12 protein-coding genes are annotated in these 13,487 nt (G+C 72.2%); 6 read left to right on the forward strand and 6 right to left on the reverse strand.

Annotated elements, in window-relative coordinates:
- Nucleotides 1-138 precede the first annotated feature (138 nt).
- From ACERM0_RS09205 to ACERM0_RS09215, 3 genes are all read left to right on the forward strand, one after another.
- Nucleotides 139-1,311 carry a sensor histidine kinase gene (locus tag ACERM0_RS09205; RefSeq protein WP_373678279.1) on the forward strand — a complete coding sequence of 391 codons (1,173 nt, stop codon included), beginning with the start codon at nucleotides 139-141 and terminating at the stop codon, nucleotides 1,309-1,311.
- Nucleotides 1,308-1,964, forward strand: a complete 657-nt coding sequence (locus ACERM0_RS09210) for a response regulator (RefSeq protein ID WP_373678280.1) — start codon at nucleotides 1,308-1,310, stop codon at nucleotides 1,962-1,964. The genes ACERM0_RS09205 and ACERM0_RS09210 overlap by 4 nt, the downstream gene beginning before the upstream one ends.
- A 177-nt stretch (nucleotides 1,965-2,141) precedes the next feature.
- On the forward strand, nucleotides 2,142-2,615 hold the full coding sequence (locus ACERM0_RS09215) for a DUF6326 family protein (RefSeq protein WP_373678281.1): 474 nt from the start codon (nucleotides 2,142-2,144) through the stop codon (nucleotides 2,613-2,615).
- 221 nt (nucleotides 2,616-2,836) lie between these two features.
- Here ACERM0_RS09215 and ACERM0_RS09220 read toward each other — a convergent pair whose 3' ends face one another.
- The 6 genes from ACERM0_RS09220 to ACERM0_RS09245 are packed head-to-tail and all read right to left on the reverse strand — an operon-like array spanning nucleotide 2,837 to nucleotide 9,048.
- Nucleotides 2,837-4,390 carry a trimethylamine methyltransferase family protein gene (locus tag ACERM0_RS09220; RefSeq protein WP_373678282.1) on the reverse strand — a complete coding sequence of 518 codons (1,554 nt, stop codon included), beginning with the start codon at nucleotides 4,388-4,390 and terminating at the stop codon, nucleotides 2,837-2,839.
- A gap of 15 nt (nucleotides 4,391-4,405) precedes the next feature.
- Nucleotides 4,406-6,451, reverse strand: coding sequence for an ASKHA domain-containing protein (locus ACERM0_RS09225; protein ID WP_373678283.1), 2,046 nt, complete (start codon nucleotides 6,449-6,451; stop codon nucleotides 4,406-4,408).
- On the reverse strand, nucleotides 6,448-7,368 hold the full coding sequence (locus ACERM0_RS09230) for a dihydropteroate synthase (RefSeq protein ID WP_373678284.1): 921 nt from the start codon (nucleotides 7,366-7,368) through the stop codon (nucleotides 6,448-6,450). The genes ACERM0_RS09225 and ACERM0_RS09230 overlap by 4 nt, the downstream gene beginning before the upstream one ends.
- A complete protein-coding gene (locus ACERM0_RS09235) occupies nucleotides 7,365-7,715 on the reverse strand; it encodes a virulence factor (protein WP_373678285.1) in 351 nt (116 codons plus the stop codon). The genes ACERM0_RS09230 and ACERM0_RS09235 overlap by 4 nt, the downstream gene beginning before the upstream one ends.
- Before the next feature lie 26 nt (nucleotides 7,716-7,741).
- On the reverse strand, nucleotides 7,742-8,347 hold the full coding sequence (locus ACERM0_RS09240) for a DUF1638 domain-containing protein (protein WP_373678286.1): 606 nt from the start codon (nucleotides 8,345-8,347) through the stop codon (nucleotides 7,742-7,744).
- Nucleotides 8,347-9,048, reverse strand: coding sequence for a corrinoid protein (locus ACERM0_RS09245; protein ID WP_373678287.1), 702 nt, complete (start codon nucleotides 9,046-9,048; stop codon nucleotides 8,347-8,349). Before ACERM0_RS09245 ends, ACERM0_RS09240 begins: the two co-directional genes overlap by 1 nt.
- 322 nt (nucleotides 9,049-9,370) lie before the next feature.
- Between ACERM0_RS09245 and ACERM0_RS09250 the strand changes: the two genes are divergently transcribed.
- From ACERM0_RS09250 to ACERM0_RS09260, 3 genes are read left to right on the forward strand one after another with little or no spacing between them, the layout of a single operon-like run.
- Nucleotides 9,371-10,447: a glycine betaine/L-proline ABC transporter ATP-binding protein gene (locus tag ACERM0_RS09250; RefSeq protein ID WP_373678288.1), complete on the forward strand. Its 1,077-nt coding sequence runs from the start codon at nucleotides 9,371-9,373 to the stop codon at nucleotides 10,445-10,447.
- Nucleotides 10,447-12,384, forward strand: a complete 1,938-nt coding sequence (locus ACERM0_RS09255; protein WP_373678289.1) for an ABC transporter permease — start codon at nucleotides 10,447-10,449, stop codon at nucleotides 12,382-12,384. Before ACERM0_RS09250 ends, ACERM0_RS09255 begins: the two co-directional genes overlap by 1 nt.
- A gap of 28 nt (nucleotides 12,385-12,412) precedes the next feature.
- The gene (locus tag ACERM0_RS09260; RefSeq protein ID WP_373678290.1) at nucleotides 12,413-13,450 is read left to right on the forward strand and encodes an ABC transporter substrate-binding protein; all 1,038 of its coding nucleotides are present in this window, start codon (nucleotides 12,413-12,415) and stop codon (nucleotides 13,448-13,450) included.
- The last annotated feature ends 37 nt before the right edge of the window (nucleotides 13,451-13,487 follow it).

Raw genomic sequence — 13,487 nt, forward strand, 5'->3', positions numbered from 1 at the left:
ACGTTGGGGGAACGGGCGGGCACGCACATCGGTCCCGGGGCTGGACCTGCACCGGCCGGACGAGGGGCACCGAGGTCATGCTTTCGGCTGACGCACCAGCACACAGCTCCTCCGTAGGCTGACGCGATGGTGAACACGGTGCGATCACTGCTGGCAGAACCTCGGCCTGACCAGCCGCCGGTGCCCCGATGGCGGGACTTCGCGCTGGTCGCCGGGCTGCTCGCCTCGTCGGCGATCGAGGTCGCCGTTCGCGATGGGGTCTCGTGGGGGCCGGCGAGGGTGTCCTTCGTGGCGCTGCTGGCGGTCTGTCTGCTCCGACGGCGGGCGCGACCGCTGGGTGCGGTAGCGGTGATGTGGAGCGCGGTAGGGGTGCTGGCAGCGCTTGCCCTGCTCGGGGTCGATACGACCGCCTACGAGTTGAACTCCTACGTGTGGATCCTCGTCCTGCCCTACGCCCTGGTCCGTTGGGGCTCGGGGGTCGAGGTCGCCACCGGGATGGCGATCGTGCTGGCAGCTGGTGTGTTGGGTTTCGCCAGTGATCCCCCGACGGCCGAGGACGCGATCGGCGGGTCGGTCGCGCTCGCCTTCCCGGCTGTGCTCGCTGCGTCGACCAGGTTCCGCGCGATGGCGCGCCGCCGGGAGCTCGACGAGGTGAAGCTGCGGGAGCGCGAGCAGATCGCCCGGGACCTGCATGACACCATCGCGCACCACGTGGCGGCCATCACCATCCAGGCGCAGGCCGGGCGGGCGGTGGCGGCGAGGGCACCAGACCGGGCGGTCGAGGCGCTGGCGGTGATCGAAGAGGAGGCGTCGCGGACGCTCGAGGAGATGCGGTCGATGGTCGGCGTGCTTCGTGATCGCGAGGGGCGGGAGGACCCTCACGGCTCCGACGTCCGTGAGGCTCCGACGGCGCCGCGGCCGGGGGTGGGCGAGATCCCGGCGCTCGCGCGTGTGGGCGGGGACTGGCCGCGCATCGAGGTGGCGCTGCGCGGCGAGCTCGAGGACCTGAGCCCCACGGTGGACGCGGCGGTGTACCGGCTCGCACAGGAGTCGATCACCAACGCGGTGCGCCACGCCCGCCACGCGACCCGTGTCGAGGTCGTCGTCGAAGGCGACGCGGACGCCGTGCGCCTCACGGTCCGCGACGACGGGGACGTGCGGACGGGAGACCGCGGAGTTCGGCAGGGCTACGGGCTGGTCGGGATGACCGAGCGCGCGACCTTGCTCGGAGGGACGTTGTCGGCCGGGCCGGGTGCGGATGGCGGCTGGACGGTTCGGGCGGTGCTGCCGCGGGCAGGTGCACGCCCATGACCATCCGCGTCCTCGTCGCCGACGATCAGGACATCGTGCGCAGCGGGCTCACCATGCTCCTCGACGCCCAACCGGACATCGCGGTGGTCGGGCAGGCCCGCGACGGCCGGGAAGCGGTACGCCTGGCGCGGGAGCTGCAGCCCGACGTTTGCCTGTTCGACATCCGCATGCCGGAGCTCGACGGGATCGAAGCGACACGACAGCTCGCCGGTCCAGAGGTCGACGACCCCCTGGCGGTCGTCGTCATCACGACGTTCGACCTCGACGAGTACGTCCACGGCGCCCTCAAGGCCGGCGCCCGCGGGTTCCTCCTCAAGGACGCTGGCCCTGACCTGCTGGCTCAGGCCGTGCACGCGGCGGCCAACGGCGACGCACTCATCGCGCCGAGCGTGACGGCGCGGCTGCTCTCGACCTTCTCGCGCGTCGAGCCGCAGCGTCCACCGGCACAGCCGATCGAGCCGCTGACCGCTCGCGAGGAGGAGGTCCTCCTGGCCGTGGCCCGAGGCTGGACGAACGTCGAGATCGCCGACGGGCTCTTCATCAGCCTGTCCACCGTGAAGACCCACATCGCGAGCCTCATGCGCAAGCTCGGTGCACGCAACCGCGTCGAGATCGCCATGTGGGCCTACGAGAGCGACCGCATCCGCGGGTGACGCCAACCGATCGGGCCGTCTCTCGGTCCATCAGCCGGAAGGATGAGCTGCGTACCGGCCCTCCGGCTGGCCAGGTCGAGCCCGCAGACCGATGTGCCCGGCGGCTCCGCTGGCCATCGTGAACTCCCCGGCGATCACTGCTCCGAGCCTGCCGCTCGACGAGAAGGAGGAAGCACGATGAGTGCACCCCAGAAGCCAGACGCAGCCCAGCTCGATGACCCGCAGGTCCCAGTGCCGTTGAAGCTCGCGGCAGCCTGGACCAGCTTCATGTTCCTCTACATCTACGTCGACTACCTCACCCTGTACGAGCCCGGCTTCATCGACGACATCCTGGCCGGCATCGTCTGGGAGTTCGACGTCAGCCAAACCTTCGTCGTCAGTGCGCTCACGCTCGTGGCGATCCCGATCCTGATGGTGGTCCTGTCGGTGACGCTGCCCGCGCGGGCGAACCGCGCGACGAACCTCGTGGTGGCGTCCATCTACGTCCCCGTCTCGGTCTTCAACGTGGTGGGCGAGTCGTGGACGTACTTCTTCGGCCTCGGCGTGGCGCTCGAGGTTCTCTTGCTCACCGGGATCATCCGCTGCGCCTACCGCTGGCCCAGGACCGCTCGAGTCGCTGTTCGGACTGCACACGTCGAGGCGTGGGGGTGACAGCACACCACCCTTCGCGGCGCCGGCCGGTGACCGCTCTCGCGCTCTGGCTGGCGTAACGGAGAGGCGCGCGCGTCCGACCTCGTGCCCGACGGTTCGGCGCGCGTTCCGGCCCGGGCGCGGTCGTAGACGGTCGCGTGACCACATGGCGGCAGCGCCATGATGCGCCGATCTCGCGCCCGCCCAGCCCGATCACACGGGGCGCACCTCGGCCCGGGTGGTCAGCCGAGTTCGTCGGGCATCTCGGCCTTGCGGCGCGAGACGAACTCCCGCAGCTCCTCGTCGACCGCCTCGTCGATCGGCGGGGGCTCGTAGGCGGCGAGCTGCCGCTTCCACACCGCGTTCGCGCGCTGCGCGGCGTCGAGACGGCCTTCCTCCTCCCACTGCTCGAAGCTGGTGTTGTCCGCGATGGTCGAGCGGTAGAACGCCTGCTCGAAGTTCGCGAGGGTGTGCGCGCTGCCCAGGAAGTGTTGGCCCGGGCCGGTTTCACGGATCGCGTCGAGGGCCTGGCCGTTCTCGCTCAGGTCCACGCCGCGGACGAAGACCTCCATCATCCCGAGCTGGTCGGCGTCCATGACGAACTTCTCGAAGCTGAGCGCGAGCCCCCCCTCGAGCCACCCGGCAGCGTGGAGGACGAAGTTGACGCCGGCGAGGATCGTCGGCAGCAGCGTGTTCGCGCTCTCGTAGGCCGCCTGCGCGTCGGGCAGCTTCGAAGCCGTCAGCGAGCCGCCCGAACGGAACGGCACGCCCAGCCGCCGGGCGAGCGCCGCGACCACGTAGAGCACCAACGCCGGTTCGGGGGTGCCGAAGGTCGGCGCGCCGGTCTGCATCGACATCGAGCTGGCGAACGAGCCGAACACGACCGGCGCCCCCGGCCTGACCAGCTGCACGAACGTCATGCCGGCCAGCGCCTCCGCGAGGGTCTGGGCGGCGACGCCCGCGGTCGTCACGGGCGCCATCGCGCCGGCGAGGATGAAGGGGGTGATGATGCAGGCCTGCTTCTGCTCGGCATAGACCTGCGCGGCCGCGAGCATCGACGCGTCCCAGACCAGCGGGGACGACGCGTTGATGAGGCTCGTCAGCACCGTGCGTCCGGCGAGGTCGCCGCCGAAGGCGATCCGTGCGAGCTCGACGCTGTCTGCGGCCCGTTCGCCCGACGTCACCGAGCCCATGAACGGCTTGTCGCCGTAGCGCAGGTGGGCGTAGACCATGTCGAGGTGCCGCTTGTTGACCGGCACGTCGACCGGCTCGCACACGGTCCCGCCCGAGTGGTGGATCGTCGGCGTGAGGGAGACCAGCTTCACCAGGTTCTGGAAGTCCTCCAGGGTCGCGTAGCGCCGGCCACGGTCGAGGTCGGTCACGAACGGTGAGCCGTAGTTGGGCGCGAACACGGTCGCGTCCCCGCCGATCGTGACGCTGCGCTGGGGGTTGCGGGCGTGCTGCACGTAGGAGGCCGGGGCGTGTTCGCCGACGATCCGACGGCACAGCCCGCGCGGAAAGTGCACCCGTTCGCCGTCGACCTCGGCGCCGGCGTCGGCCAGCAGCCGCAGGGCCTCCGGGTGGCCGCGGAACTCGATGCCGACCTCCTCGAGGATCGTGTCGGCGTTGTGCTCGATCAGCTCGAGGCCCTCGTCGCTCAGCACCTCGAACGGGCGCATCGTCCGGGTCAGGAACGGCGGATGCGTGGCCGTCGCCGCGCTGCGGCTGGCCCGCCGTGCCTCGCGGCCACCGCCGCGACGTCCGCGGCCACGCGCATCGGTCACCGAGGGCTCCATCGCGCTCACCTCCACTCAGCTCGGTCGGGGTCGGGCACGGTGCCCGGTGCGTCGCCGTCGGGCCGGGGCACCCACCGCGCCGTGTTCGGCCCGCTCGGGCAGCGGAACGACCTCGGCGAGGTGCGGCGACGCGGCGTCGCGGTGCGGGAACGCGAGGGCGGCGACGAACAGCTCCTGGAAGCGGGGCTCGGTGGCGGTCTCGATCTTGGTGATGCCGCGCACGACGGCCTCGACCTCGGCACGCTGTGTGCCGGACAGCAGCGCCCGGACGGCGCCGGAGCCGGCGGCGTTGCCGACCGAGCGCACGGCGGCGAGCGGGACGTCGGGCACCAGCCCGAGCACGAGCGCGTACAGCGGGTCGAGGTGGGTGCCGAAGGCGCCCGCCAGGCGGACGTCGTCGATCCGGTCCAGCGCGGCACGCTCACGCAGCAGGTCGACCCCGGCGCGCAGCGCCGCCTTCGCGAGCTGGATCGCGCGTACGTCGGCCTGCGTGATGCGCAACTCGGGGCCGCCGTCGGTGGGCCGGTGGAGGACGTAGCTCGCGGTGCGGCCGTCCGGAACGACCCGGTCGGTGCGGGCCGCGAGCTCGGGACGGATGACGCCCTGCGCGTCGATCACCCCCGCGAGGAACAGCTCGCCGATGACCTCGACGATGCCCGAACCACACACGCCGGTGACGCCGGTGGCGGCGACGGCGCGCGGGAAGTCGACCTCGTCGGACCAGCGCTCGCAACCGATCACCTTGACGCGCGGCTCCAGCGTGCTGCGGTCGATCCGTACCCGTTCGATCGCGCCGGCGGTCGCGCGCTGCCCGCAGCTGATCTGCGCCCCCTCGAAGGCGGGGCCGGTCGGACTGGAGGCGGCGAACAGCGCCCGGTCGTTGCCGAGCACGATCTCCGCGTTGGTGCCGACGTCCACGAGCAGCTGGACCGCCGAGCTGCGGTGCGGTCCCTCGGCGAGGATCGCAGCGGCCGTGTCCGCACCGACGTGACCGGCGACGCACGGCGCGACGTAGAGCCGCCCCGCCGGCGCGTCGATCCCCACGTCGGTGGCACGTGCCTCGACCCGGTCGCTGGTCGCCAGCGCGAAGGGCGCCTGACCGAGCGGGGTGGGGTCGATGCCCAGCACGAGGTGGTGCATGATCGGGTTGCCGACGACCACGACCTCGAGCAGCTGCGAACGCGGCAGGTCCGCGGCGTCGAGGAGTTCGCCGACGAGCCCGTCCAGCGCCTCGCGGACCACCGCCGTCAGCGCGCCGGCGCCGTCCGGGTGCAGCATCACGTACGACACCCGGCTCATCAGGTCCTCGCCGAACCGCAGCTGGGGGTTCATCAGGCCGGCGCTGGCGAGCACCTCGCCGCTGGCCAGATCGCACAGGTGCCCGGCGATCGTGGTCGAGCCGACGTCGATCGCCACGCCGGCGATCCGGTCGACGTAGCCGGGCCACACCGCGACCAGCCGCTGGTCCCGGAGCGCGACCGTGACGCGACCGTCCTCGGCGGCCACCGCCGCGTACAGCGTGCGCAGGACCTCGGTCGTCGGTTCGAAACCGGCAACGCCCCACGTGCGCGCCAGCGCCCGGCGCAGGCCGTCCAGCACGTTCGGGGCCGTCTCCCCGGGCTGCAACTCGACGTAGCGGGCCACGACCACCGGATCGATCGTCACCCCCTCGAGCCCGATCTCCTTGCGGACCACCTGCTTGTGGATCTGACTGGCCGGCGGGACGTCGACCACCAGGTCGCCGACGATCCGCAGGGCGCAACCGAGGCGGTGCCCCTCGACGAGGGGGCGGCGCCCCCGGTAGCCGGCCTCGATCGCGTCCGGGTCGGTGACGTGGTCGGGCTGCACGATCACGCCCCACTTCGGGAACGACCCGATGCTCGGCACCACCTGGCAGCGACCGCAGATTCCGCGCCCGCCGCACACGGAGTCGAGGTCGACGCCCAGCTGCCGGGCGGCCTCGAGGACCGTGGTCCCGGCCGCGACCCGGCCGCTGAGCCCGGACGGGGTGAACACGACGCGATGCTGGTCGTGTCCGCTCCCGTTCGTGCGGATCGTCATAGGGCCTCGCCCGCCATCCGTGCCCGCCGGCCGCCGCGACGCCGTGCGCCCTCGGCGCCGGCACCGTCGCCGCCGGGCGCACGGTGCGTGGCGATCCACGTGGCGCAGTTGACGTCGTGACCCGCCAGCACGTCGGCCGCCATGACCGCCGAGCGGACCTCGGGGTGCAGCGGGTTCATGATCGCCGAGGTCAGGCCGTGCCCGATCGCCATGGCCAGGAAGGTTCCCGTCACCGTGTGCCGGTCGGGGAGCCCGAAGCTCACGTTGGAGGCCCCACAGGTGGTGTTCACCCGCAGTTCCTCGCGCAGCCGCCGGACGAGACGGAAGACCTGCTGCCCGGCGCTGGCCATCGCCCCGATCGGCATCACCAGCGGGTCCACGACGACGTCGGCGCGTGGGATGCCGTGATCGGCGGCGCGCTCGACGATGCTTCGTGCCACCTCGAAGCGGACGTCGGGGTCCTCGGAGATGCCGGTCTCGTCGTTGGAGATGGCCACGACCGCCGCGCCGTGCCGGGCGACCAGCGGCAGGACGCGCTCGAGCACGGCCTCCTCACCGGTCACCGAGTTGACCAGCGGTTTGCCCTGGTAGACGGCGAGGCCCGCCTCGAGCGCCTCCACGATCGACGAGTCGATGGACAGGGGGACGTCGGTCACCGACTGCACGAGTTGGACGGCGCGGGCCAGCAGCGCCGGCTCGTCGGCCAGTGGGATGCCGGCGTTGACGTCCAGCATGTGGGCGCCACCGGCCACCTGGGCGACCGCGTCGGCCTCGACCCGGGTGAAGTCGCCGGCCTTCATCTCCTCGGCCAGGATCGAGCGCCCGGTCGGGTTGATGCGCTCGCCGATCATCACGAACGGCCGCCCGAACCCGAGGACGACCTCCCGGGTCGCGGAGCTGACGACGGTGTCGGTCACGTGATCCCTCCCGCGGCGCGCCGCCCCGCGTCGTGGTCGGTGCCGCCGCCATGGGCGTCCGTGCTCGGCTCCAGCCCGCCGTTGCGGACGAGGTCGGCCAGCCGCGTCCGCGAGTAGCTCCGGTCGAGCTCCGCGACCCGGGCCGTCACGACGTCGCCCGGGTCGCCGGCGAGCGGCTCCTCGCGGCGCCGCCACTCGGCCACGTAGGCGTGCAGCTCGGTCTTGCCGGCGACCCTGGCGGCCCGGTCGATCGCCCGTTGGAAGCGGGTGGGCAGCAGCGCCTTCTCGTGCCGCGCACCGTCGGTGGCCGTCACCTGCGCCGGGATGTCGCGCCACAGGATCGTCACCAGGGACGGAGCGCTTCGCCGCCGGCTCATCGCGGCGCCCCGACGGCGTGCAGGCTGCGTCGCAGCCCGTCGACGCCGGTCGCTCGCCGTTCGTGGACGAGCCCGAGCCGCTTCGCCGCCGCGCGGGCGCGTCGGTCGAGGTCGTCGTCCTCGTGCTGTGCGAGGTGGACCAGGCGGCGATAGTTGCCGAAGTAGACCGCCTGCAGCTCGGGGTGCCGGTCGAGCCCCAGACCGGCGACCACCAGGCGATCGAAGTTCCGTACCAGGTAGTCGGTGACGTAGAAGGTGCCCGGTTCGCGCTCGTGCAGGGCGGCGAACACCTCGGGCCCGGCGAACAGCTCGTAACAGTGGGCACCGGGCAACCGCTCGACGCCCTCCTCCGCGCAGACGGCGTCGAGCCGCCCTCCGGTCCCGCAGTCCGCGTAGCCGACCAGCACGTGCTCCCCGGCGGCCTTCGCCGACCGAACCCGGGCACGGACCAGGTCGGGGATGCGCTCGGGTCGGTCGTGCAGCGCGGCCGGCAGACACTCGACGCGGACGTCGCCGAGGGCCGCGTCGCGCAGCACCTCGGTCAGCTCGCGGGCGAGCGCGCCGCAGGCGATGATCCGGACCCGCGATCGCCGCGCACCCATCAGGGGACCAGTGCTCGTCGTTCGCGGACCAGCCGCGTGGCCGTCTCGGCCGCCACGGCCGCGTCGCGGCAGTAGGCGTCGGCGCCGATGGCGGCGCCGAACTCCTCGTTGAGCGGCGCACCGCCGACCAGGACGATGAACTCGTCGCGCCGGCCCTTGGCCTGCAGGGTGTCGATCACGACCTTCATGTACGGCATCGTGGTCGTCAGCAGCGCCGACATGCCCAGGATGTCGGGCTGATGCTCGTCGAGCGCGGCGAGGTAGGCGTCGACGTCCGTGTTGATCCCGATGTCGACGACCTCGAACCCCGCACCCTCCAGCATCATGGCGACGAGGTTCTTGCCGATGTCGTGGATGTCGCCCTTGACCGTCCCGATCACCACCTTGCCGATCGGCTGCGCACCGGTCTCCGCCAGCAGCGGCCGTAGGATCGCCATGCCGGCCTTCATGGCGTTGGCGGCGAGCAGGACCTCGGGCACGAACAGCACGCCGTCGCGGAAGTCGATCCCGACGATGCGCATGCCTTCCACGAGAGCGTCGTCGAGCACGCGCTTCGGGTGCCACCCTCGCTCGAGCAGGATCGTCGTGCCCTCGGCGATCTCGTTCGCGAGCCCGTCGTAGAGGTCCTCGTGCATCTGCTCGGCGAGCTCGGCGTCGTCGAGTTCGCGGAGGTCGAGGTCGTCGTCGGGCGGGTCGGCCATCGGCGATCCTTCGCTGCTGGCGATGCGTCCGGGCACCGGTCGGAATCCCGGAGTGCGCGGTGCCCGTGTCCACGCCGTCGTCGCAGTATGGACAACGGTTGCGTTCAGCACAACATGTTCATGGCCGTGTCACGCGTTGGCGTCCACCTGTGCTGCCCGAGGCGACTGGCCGGGCGCCTGGCGCGGCAACCGGGACGCCCGTGTGCGCGGGCGCCCACGACCCCGGCCGGGTCTGCGTGTTCCGTGACGGTTTGCCCCGCTCGGGGGCCCCTCCGAGGGGTATCGTCGACGGCGGAACGCGCCGCCGAGCAGGGAGAGCGGGGTGTCCGACAGTCGTGTGCCGGTCGACGGCCGGGAGAAGGTCGTCTGCGACGGCTTGTGGAAGGTCTTCGGCAGCCGGCCCGAGCGGGTGGTCGGCACCCCCGAGGGCGAGCTTCCGCGCGATGAGCTGCTGGCGATGACCGGGTGCGTCGCCGCGGTCCGTGACGTCTCGTTCACCGTTCGCGCCGGCGAGGTGTTCGTCGTCATGGGGCTCTCGGGCAGCGGCAAGTCCACGCTCGTGCGCTGCCTGACCCGGCTGATCGAGCCGACCGCCGGACGCATCGTCCTCGACGGGCACGAGGTCACGGCGTGCTCGCCGGCGCAACTGCGCGAACTGCGCCGCCACAACGTCAGCATGGTCTTCCAGCACTTCGGGCTGCTACCGAACCGTCGGGTCATCGACAACGTCGCCTACGGGCTCGAGATCCAGGGGGTCGACCGCCGGGCCCGCCGTGAGCGCGCCGGCGCCGTGATCGACCTGGTCGGGCTCACCGGCTTCGCCGACCACTACCCCGACGAGCTGTCGGGCGGCATGCAGCAGCGGGTCGGCCTGGCCCGGGCCCTGGCCACCGATCCCGGCCTGCTCCTGCTCGACGAGCCCTTCAGCGCGCTCGATCCGCTGATCCGCCGTGACATGCAGGCCGAGGTCTGTCGGCTCCAGGAGCAGATGGGCACGACGATGGTGTTCATCACGCACGACCTGCACGAGGCCCTGCGGCTGGGCGACCGTGTCGCCGTGATGCGCGACGGCGCCATCGTCCAGATCGGCACGCCGGCGCAGTTGTTGGCCGCGCCGGCCGACGACTACGTCGCCGACTTCACCCGCGACGTCCCACGGGCGCTGGTCCTCACCGCCGGTGACCTGTGCCGGCCGCCACTCGGCGACGCCGTCGGTCCGCTCGACAGCCCGACCGAAGGCGACGTCGGGGCCGCGACCCTCCTGCGCGATCTGATCCCCCGGGTCGCGAACGGTGGCTCGCTGCGGGTGGTCGACGGCGACGGCACGGTCGGCATCGTCACGCGCGACCAGGTCCTGCGTGCCATGTACGGGGGCACGCTGCCAGAGCCGGCCCGCTGATGGCCGCCGTCACCGAGGCCCGCCGACTGTCGGTGCCCCGCTGGGTCGGCGACCACCGCTGGCTGCTGCTCGCCGTCGTCCTGCTGGCCGCCGGCGCGCTCGCCAGCGGCTGGGCGTCGGGGTACGCGGCGGACTTCTACCTGCCCGTACGGGAGCGGTTCGACGCGCTGCAGGTCTGGATCATCGACAACCGCGGCAGCCATCCGCTGTTCACGGGCGTGTTCCGGCCGATGGCGGTCGGAGCCGCGTACGGGCTCGCCGAGCTCGAGGCGCAGCTGCGCCTGCTCGGATGGCCGGGCGTGCTGCTGGTGTTCGGCGCGATCGCGGCCGCCGTCGCCGGCTGGCGGATCGCGGCGGTCGTCGTGGCCGCGCTCGCCGGCATCGCGCTGCTCGGTCAGTGGGACGACGCGATGACCACGCTCGCGTTGATGGGGGTCGGCGTGCTGGCGTCGGTCGCGATCGGCGTGCCGATCGGGATCCTGGCCGCGCGTTCGCCAGCCGTCGCGACGGTGGTTCGGCCCGTCCTCGACGCGATGCAGACCGTCCCCGTCTACGTCTACCGGCTGCCGCTGGTGTTCGTGTTCGGGCAGGGCAACCCTGCGGCGATCGTCGCGACCGTCATCTACGCCGTGCCGCCGGCCGTCCGGCTGACCACGCTCGGTATCCAGCAGGTGCCGCCGGTCAAGCTGGAGGTCGGCCGCTCGCTCGGGGCGACCAGCCGGCAGCTGCTGCGGACCGTGCAACTCCCGCTGGCGATGCCGTCGATCCGCGTGGGCGTCAACCAGACCATCATGATGGCGCTGTCGATGGTGGTGATCGCCTCGCTGGTCGGGGCCACCGGTCTCGGTCGCGAGGTGCTGCGGGGACTGCAGACCCTCGACGTGGGCCGCGCCCTGGACGCCGGACTCGCCATCGTGCTGCTGGCGGTCGTCCTCGACCGCATCACCTTCTCCGCGGGCGCCCGCGGCCGGCACCTGCTGCGTGGCTGGTGGCTGGTGGCCGCGATCGCCGGCGCACTGGTCGTCGGCCGCGGACTCGGAATGCTGCCGTTCGCCGACGAACCGCCGTTCGCGGGCGCCCTGTCGGTCGCGCAACTCGCGGACCAGGCGTTCGCCTGGGCCCGGACCGAGCTGTTCGGGTTCACGTCGGCGTTCAGCGAGTGGACCATCCGCTACGCGCTCGACCCGCTGCGGTTCGTGCTGAGCGTCCTGCCGTGGTGGCTCCTCGCCGGCCTGGTCGCCGCCGTGGCCTGGCGAGTCGTGGGGCAGGGCCTCGCCCTGTTCGTCGTCGTGGCCGCCGCCGTGATCGGGGCGATGGGTGCCTGGCCGGACACGATGAACACCCTCAGCCAGGTCCTCGTGGCCGCGGTCGTCTCGATCGCGCTGGCCGTGCCGCTCGGCGTGCTGGCGAGCCAGAGCGACGCGTTCGACCGCGCCCTGCGCCCGATCCTGGACGGGATGCAGACGCTGCCGGCGTTCGTCTACCTCATCCCGGTCGTCGCACTGTTCACGATCGGCCGCGTCCCCGGCCTGATCGCCTCGGTGATCTACGCGCTACCTCCCGGCGTGCGCATGACCGACGCCGGCATCCGCGAGGTGCCCCACGAGACCGTCGAAGCCGCCCGGTCCCAGGGCGCCACCCGGTGGCAGGTGCTGCGCACGGTGCAGCTGCCGCTGGCACGTCCGACGATCCTGATGGGTGTGAACCAGACCACGATGATGGTGTTGGCCGGCGTCATCATCGCCGGGCTGATCGGCTCGGGAGGCCTCGGCATCGAGGCCGTCCGGGGCCTGACCCGCAGCGAGATCGGTCGCGGCGCCGTCGCCGGCATCGCGATCGTGCTGCTCGGCATGGTGTTGGACCGCATCACCCAGGCGCTGGGCGGCGGTGACGACGAGTTCGTCGAGACCCAGCGCGCGACGATGAAGACCGCCTAGCGCGGTGTGCCGATCGAACGGAGCGACCATGGGCGCGACGAGCACTTCCCTCCGCCGGCTGGCGCCGGCACTGCTGGCCTTCGGCCTCGCGCTCAGCGCCTGTGCCGCCGACCCCGACCAGATCGACGCCGGCGAGCTCGGCGCCGACAGCGATGACGGGGGCGGCGCCGCTGACGGCGCCGCTGACGGCGGCGACGGCGGCGGCGAGGGCGCCGAGGGCGAGACCGTCCGGCTCGTCGCCAACCCGTGGCCGGGCTCGTACGCCAACGCGCACGTCGCCGCCATCGTCCTGGAGCAGGAGATGGGGGCCGACGTCGAGATCGTGGAGCTCGACGAGAACGCGCAGTGGGCCGGGCTCGACGACGGCAGCCTCGACGCGGTCCTGGAGATCTGGCCCTCGGGCCACGCCGAGAACCGGGCCACCTACATCGACGACCGCGGCACCGTCGAGGACATCGGCGAGCTCGGGGTCATCGGTCAGATCGGCTGGTTCGTCCCCAGCTACGTCATCGACGAGCATCCCGAGATGACGAGCTGGGAGGGGCTGGAGGGCAACGAGCAGATCTTCGCCACGGCGGAGACGGGCAACGCGGGACAGTTCCTCGCCGCCGACCCGTCGTTCGTGCAGTACGACGAAACCATCATCGAGAACCTCGGGTTGAACCTGCAGGTCGTGCAGTCCGGGTCCGAGGCCGCGCAGCTGACCGCGGTCGAATCCGCGATCGAGCGTGAGGAACCGGTGCTGTTCTACTTCTACACGCCGCACTGGATGCACGCCCAGTACGACCTGACCATGATCGAGCTGCCGCCGTACGAGGAGGGCTGCGAGGAACCGGCGGAGGAACGCACGTGCGGCTACCCGCCGGACGTGTTGTACAAGGCCGCGTCCGCCGAGCTGGCCGACCGGCTGCCCGACGTCCACACGTTCCTCAGCAACTTCCAGCTCGAGAACGAGGACCAGGACGGGATCGCCTACGCCATGGACGTCGAAGGCCAGTCGCCCGAGGGCGCCGCGCAGGCGTGGGTCGACGAGAACGAGGACGTCTGGCAGGCCTGGCTGCCGTGACCGGGTGGGTGCGGCGTGGCCATGCGAACGAGTAGCG

This window comes from Egicoccus sp. AB-alg2 (assembly GCF_041821065.1).
GTDB lineage: Bacteria > Actinomycetota > Nitriliruptoria > Nitriliruptorales > Nitriliruptoraceae > Egicoccus.

Coding starts and splice junctions, on each gene's coding strand:
- ACERM0_RS09210 (WP_373678280.1), top strand. CDS start 1,308: ATGACCATCCGCGTCCTCGTCGCCGACGATCAGGACATCGTGCGCAGC.
- ACERM0_RS09215 (WP_373678281.1), top strand. CDS start 2,142: ATGAGTGCACCCCAGAAGCCAGACGCAGCCCAGCTCGATGACCCGCAG.
- ACERM0_RS09220 (WP_373678282.1), bottom strand. CDS start 4,390: ATGGAGCCCTCGGTGACCGATGCGCGTGGCCGCGGACGTCGCGGCGGT.
- ACERM0_RS09225 (WP_373678283.1), bottom strand. CDS start 6,451: ATGACGATCCGCACGAACGGGAGCGGACACGACCAGCATCGCGTCGTG.
- ACERM0_RS09240 (WP_373678286.1), bottom strand. CDS start 8,347: ATGGGTGCGCGGCGATCGCGGGTCCGGATCATCGCCTGCGGCGCGCTC.
- ACERM0_RS09245 (WP_373678287.1), bottom strand. CDS start 9,048: ATGGCCGACCCGCCCGACGACGACCTCGACCTCCGCGAACTCGACGAC.
- ACERM0_RS09255 (WP_373678289.1), top strand. CDS start 10,447: ATGGCCGCCGTCACCGAGGCCCGCCGACTGTCGGTGCCCCGCTGGGTC.
- ACERM0_RS09260 (WP_373678290.1), top strand. CDS start 12,413: ATGGGCGCGACGAGCACTTCCCTCCGCCGGCTGGCGCCGGCACTGCTG.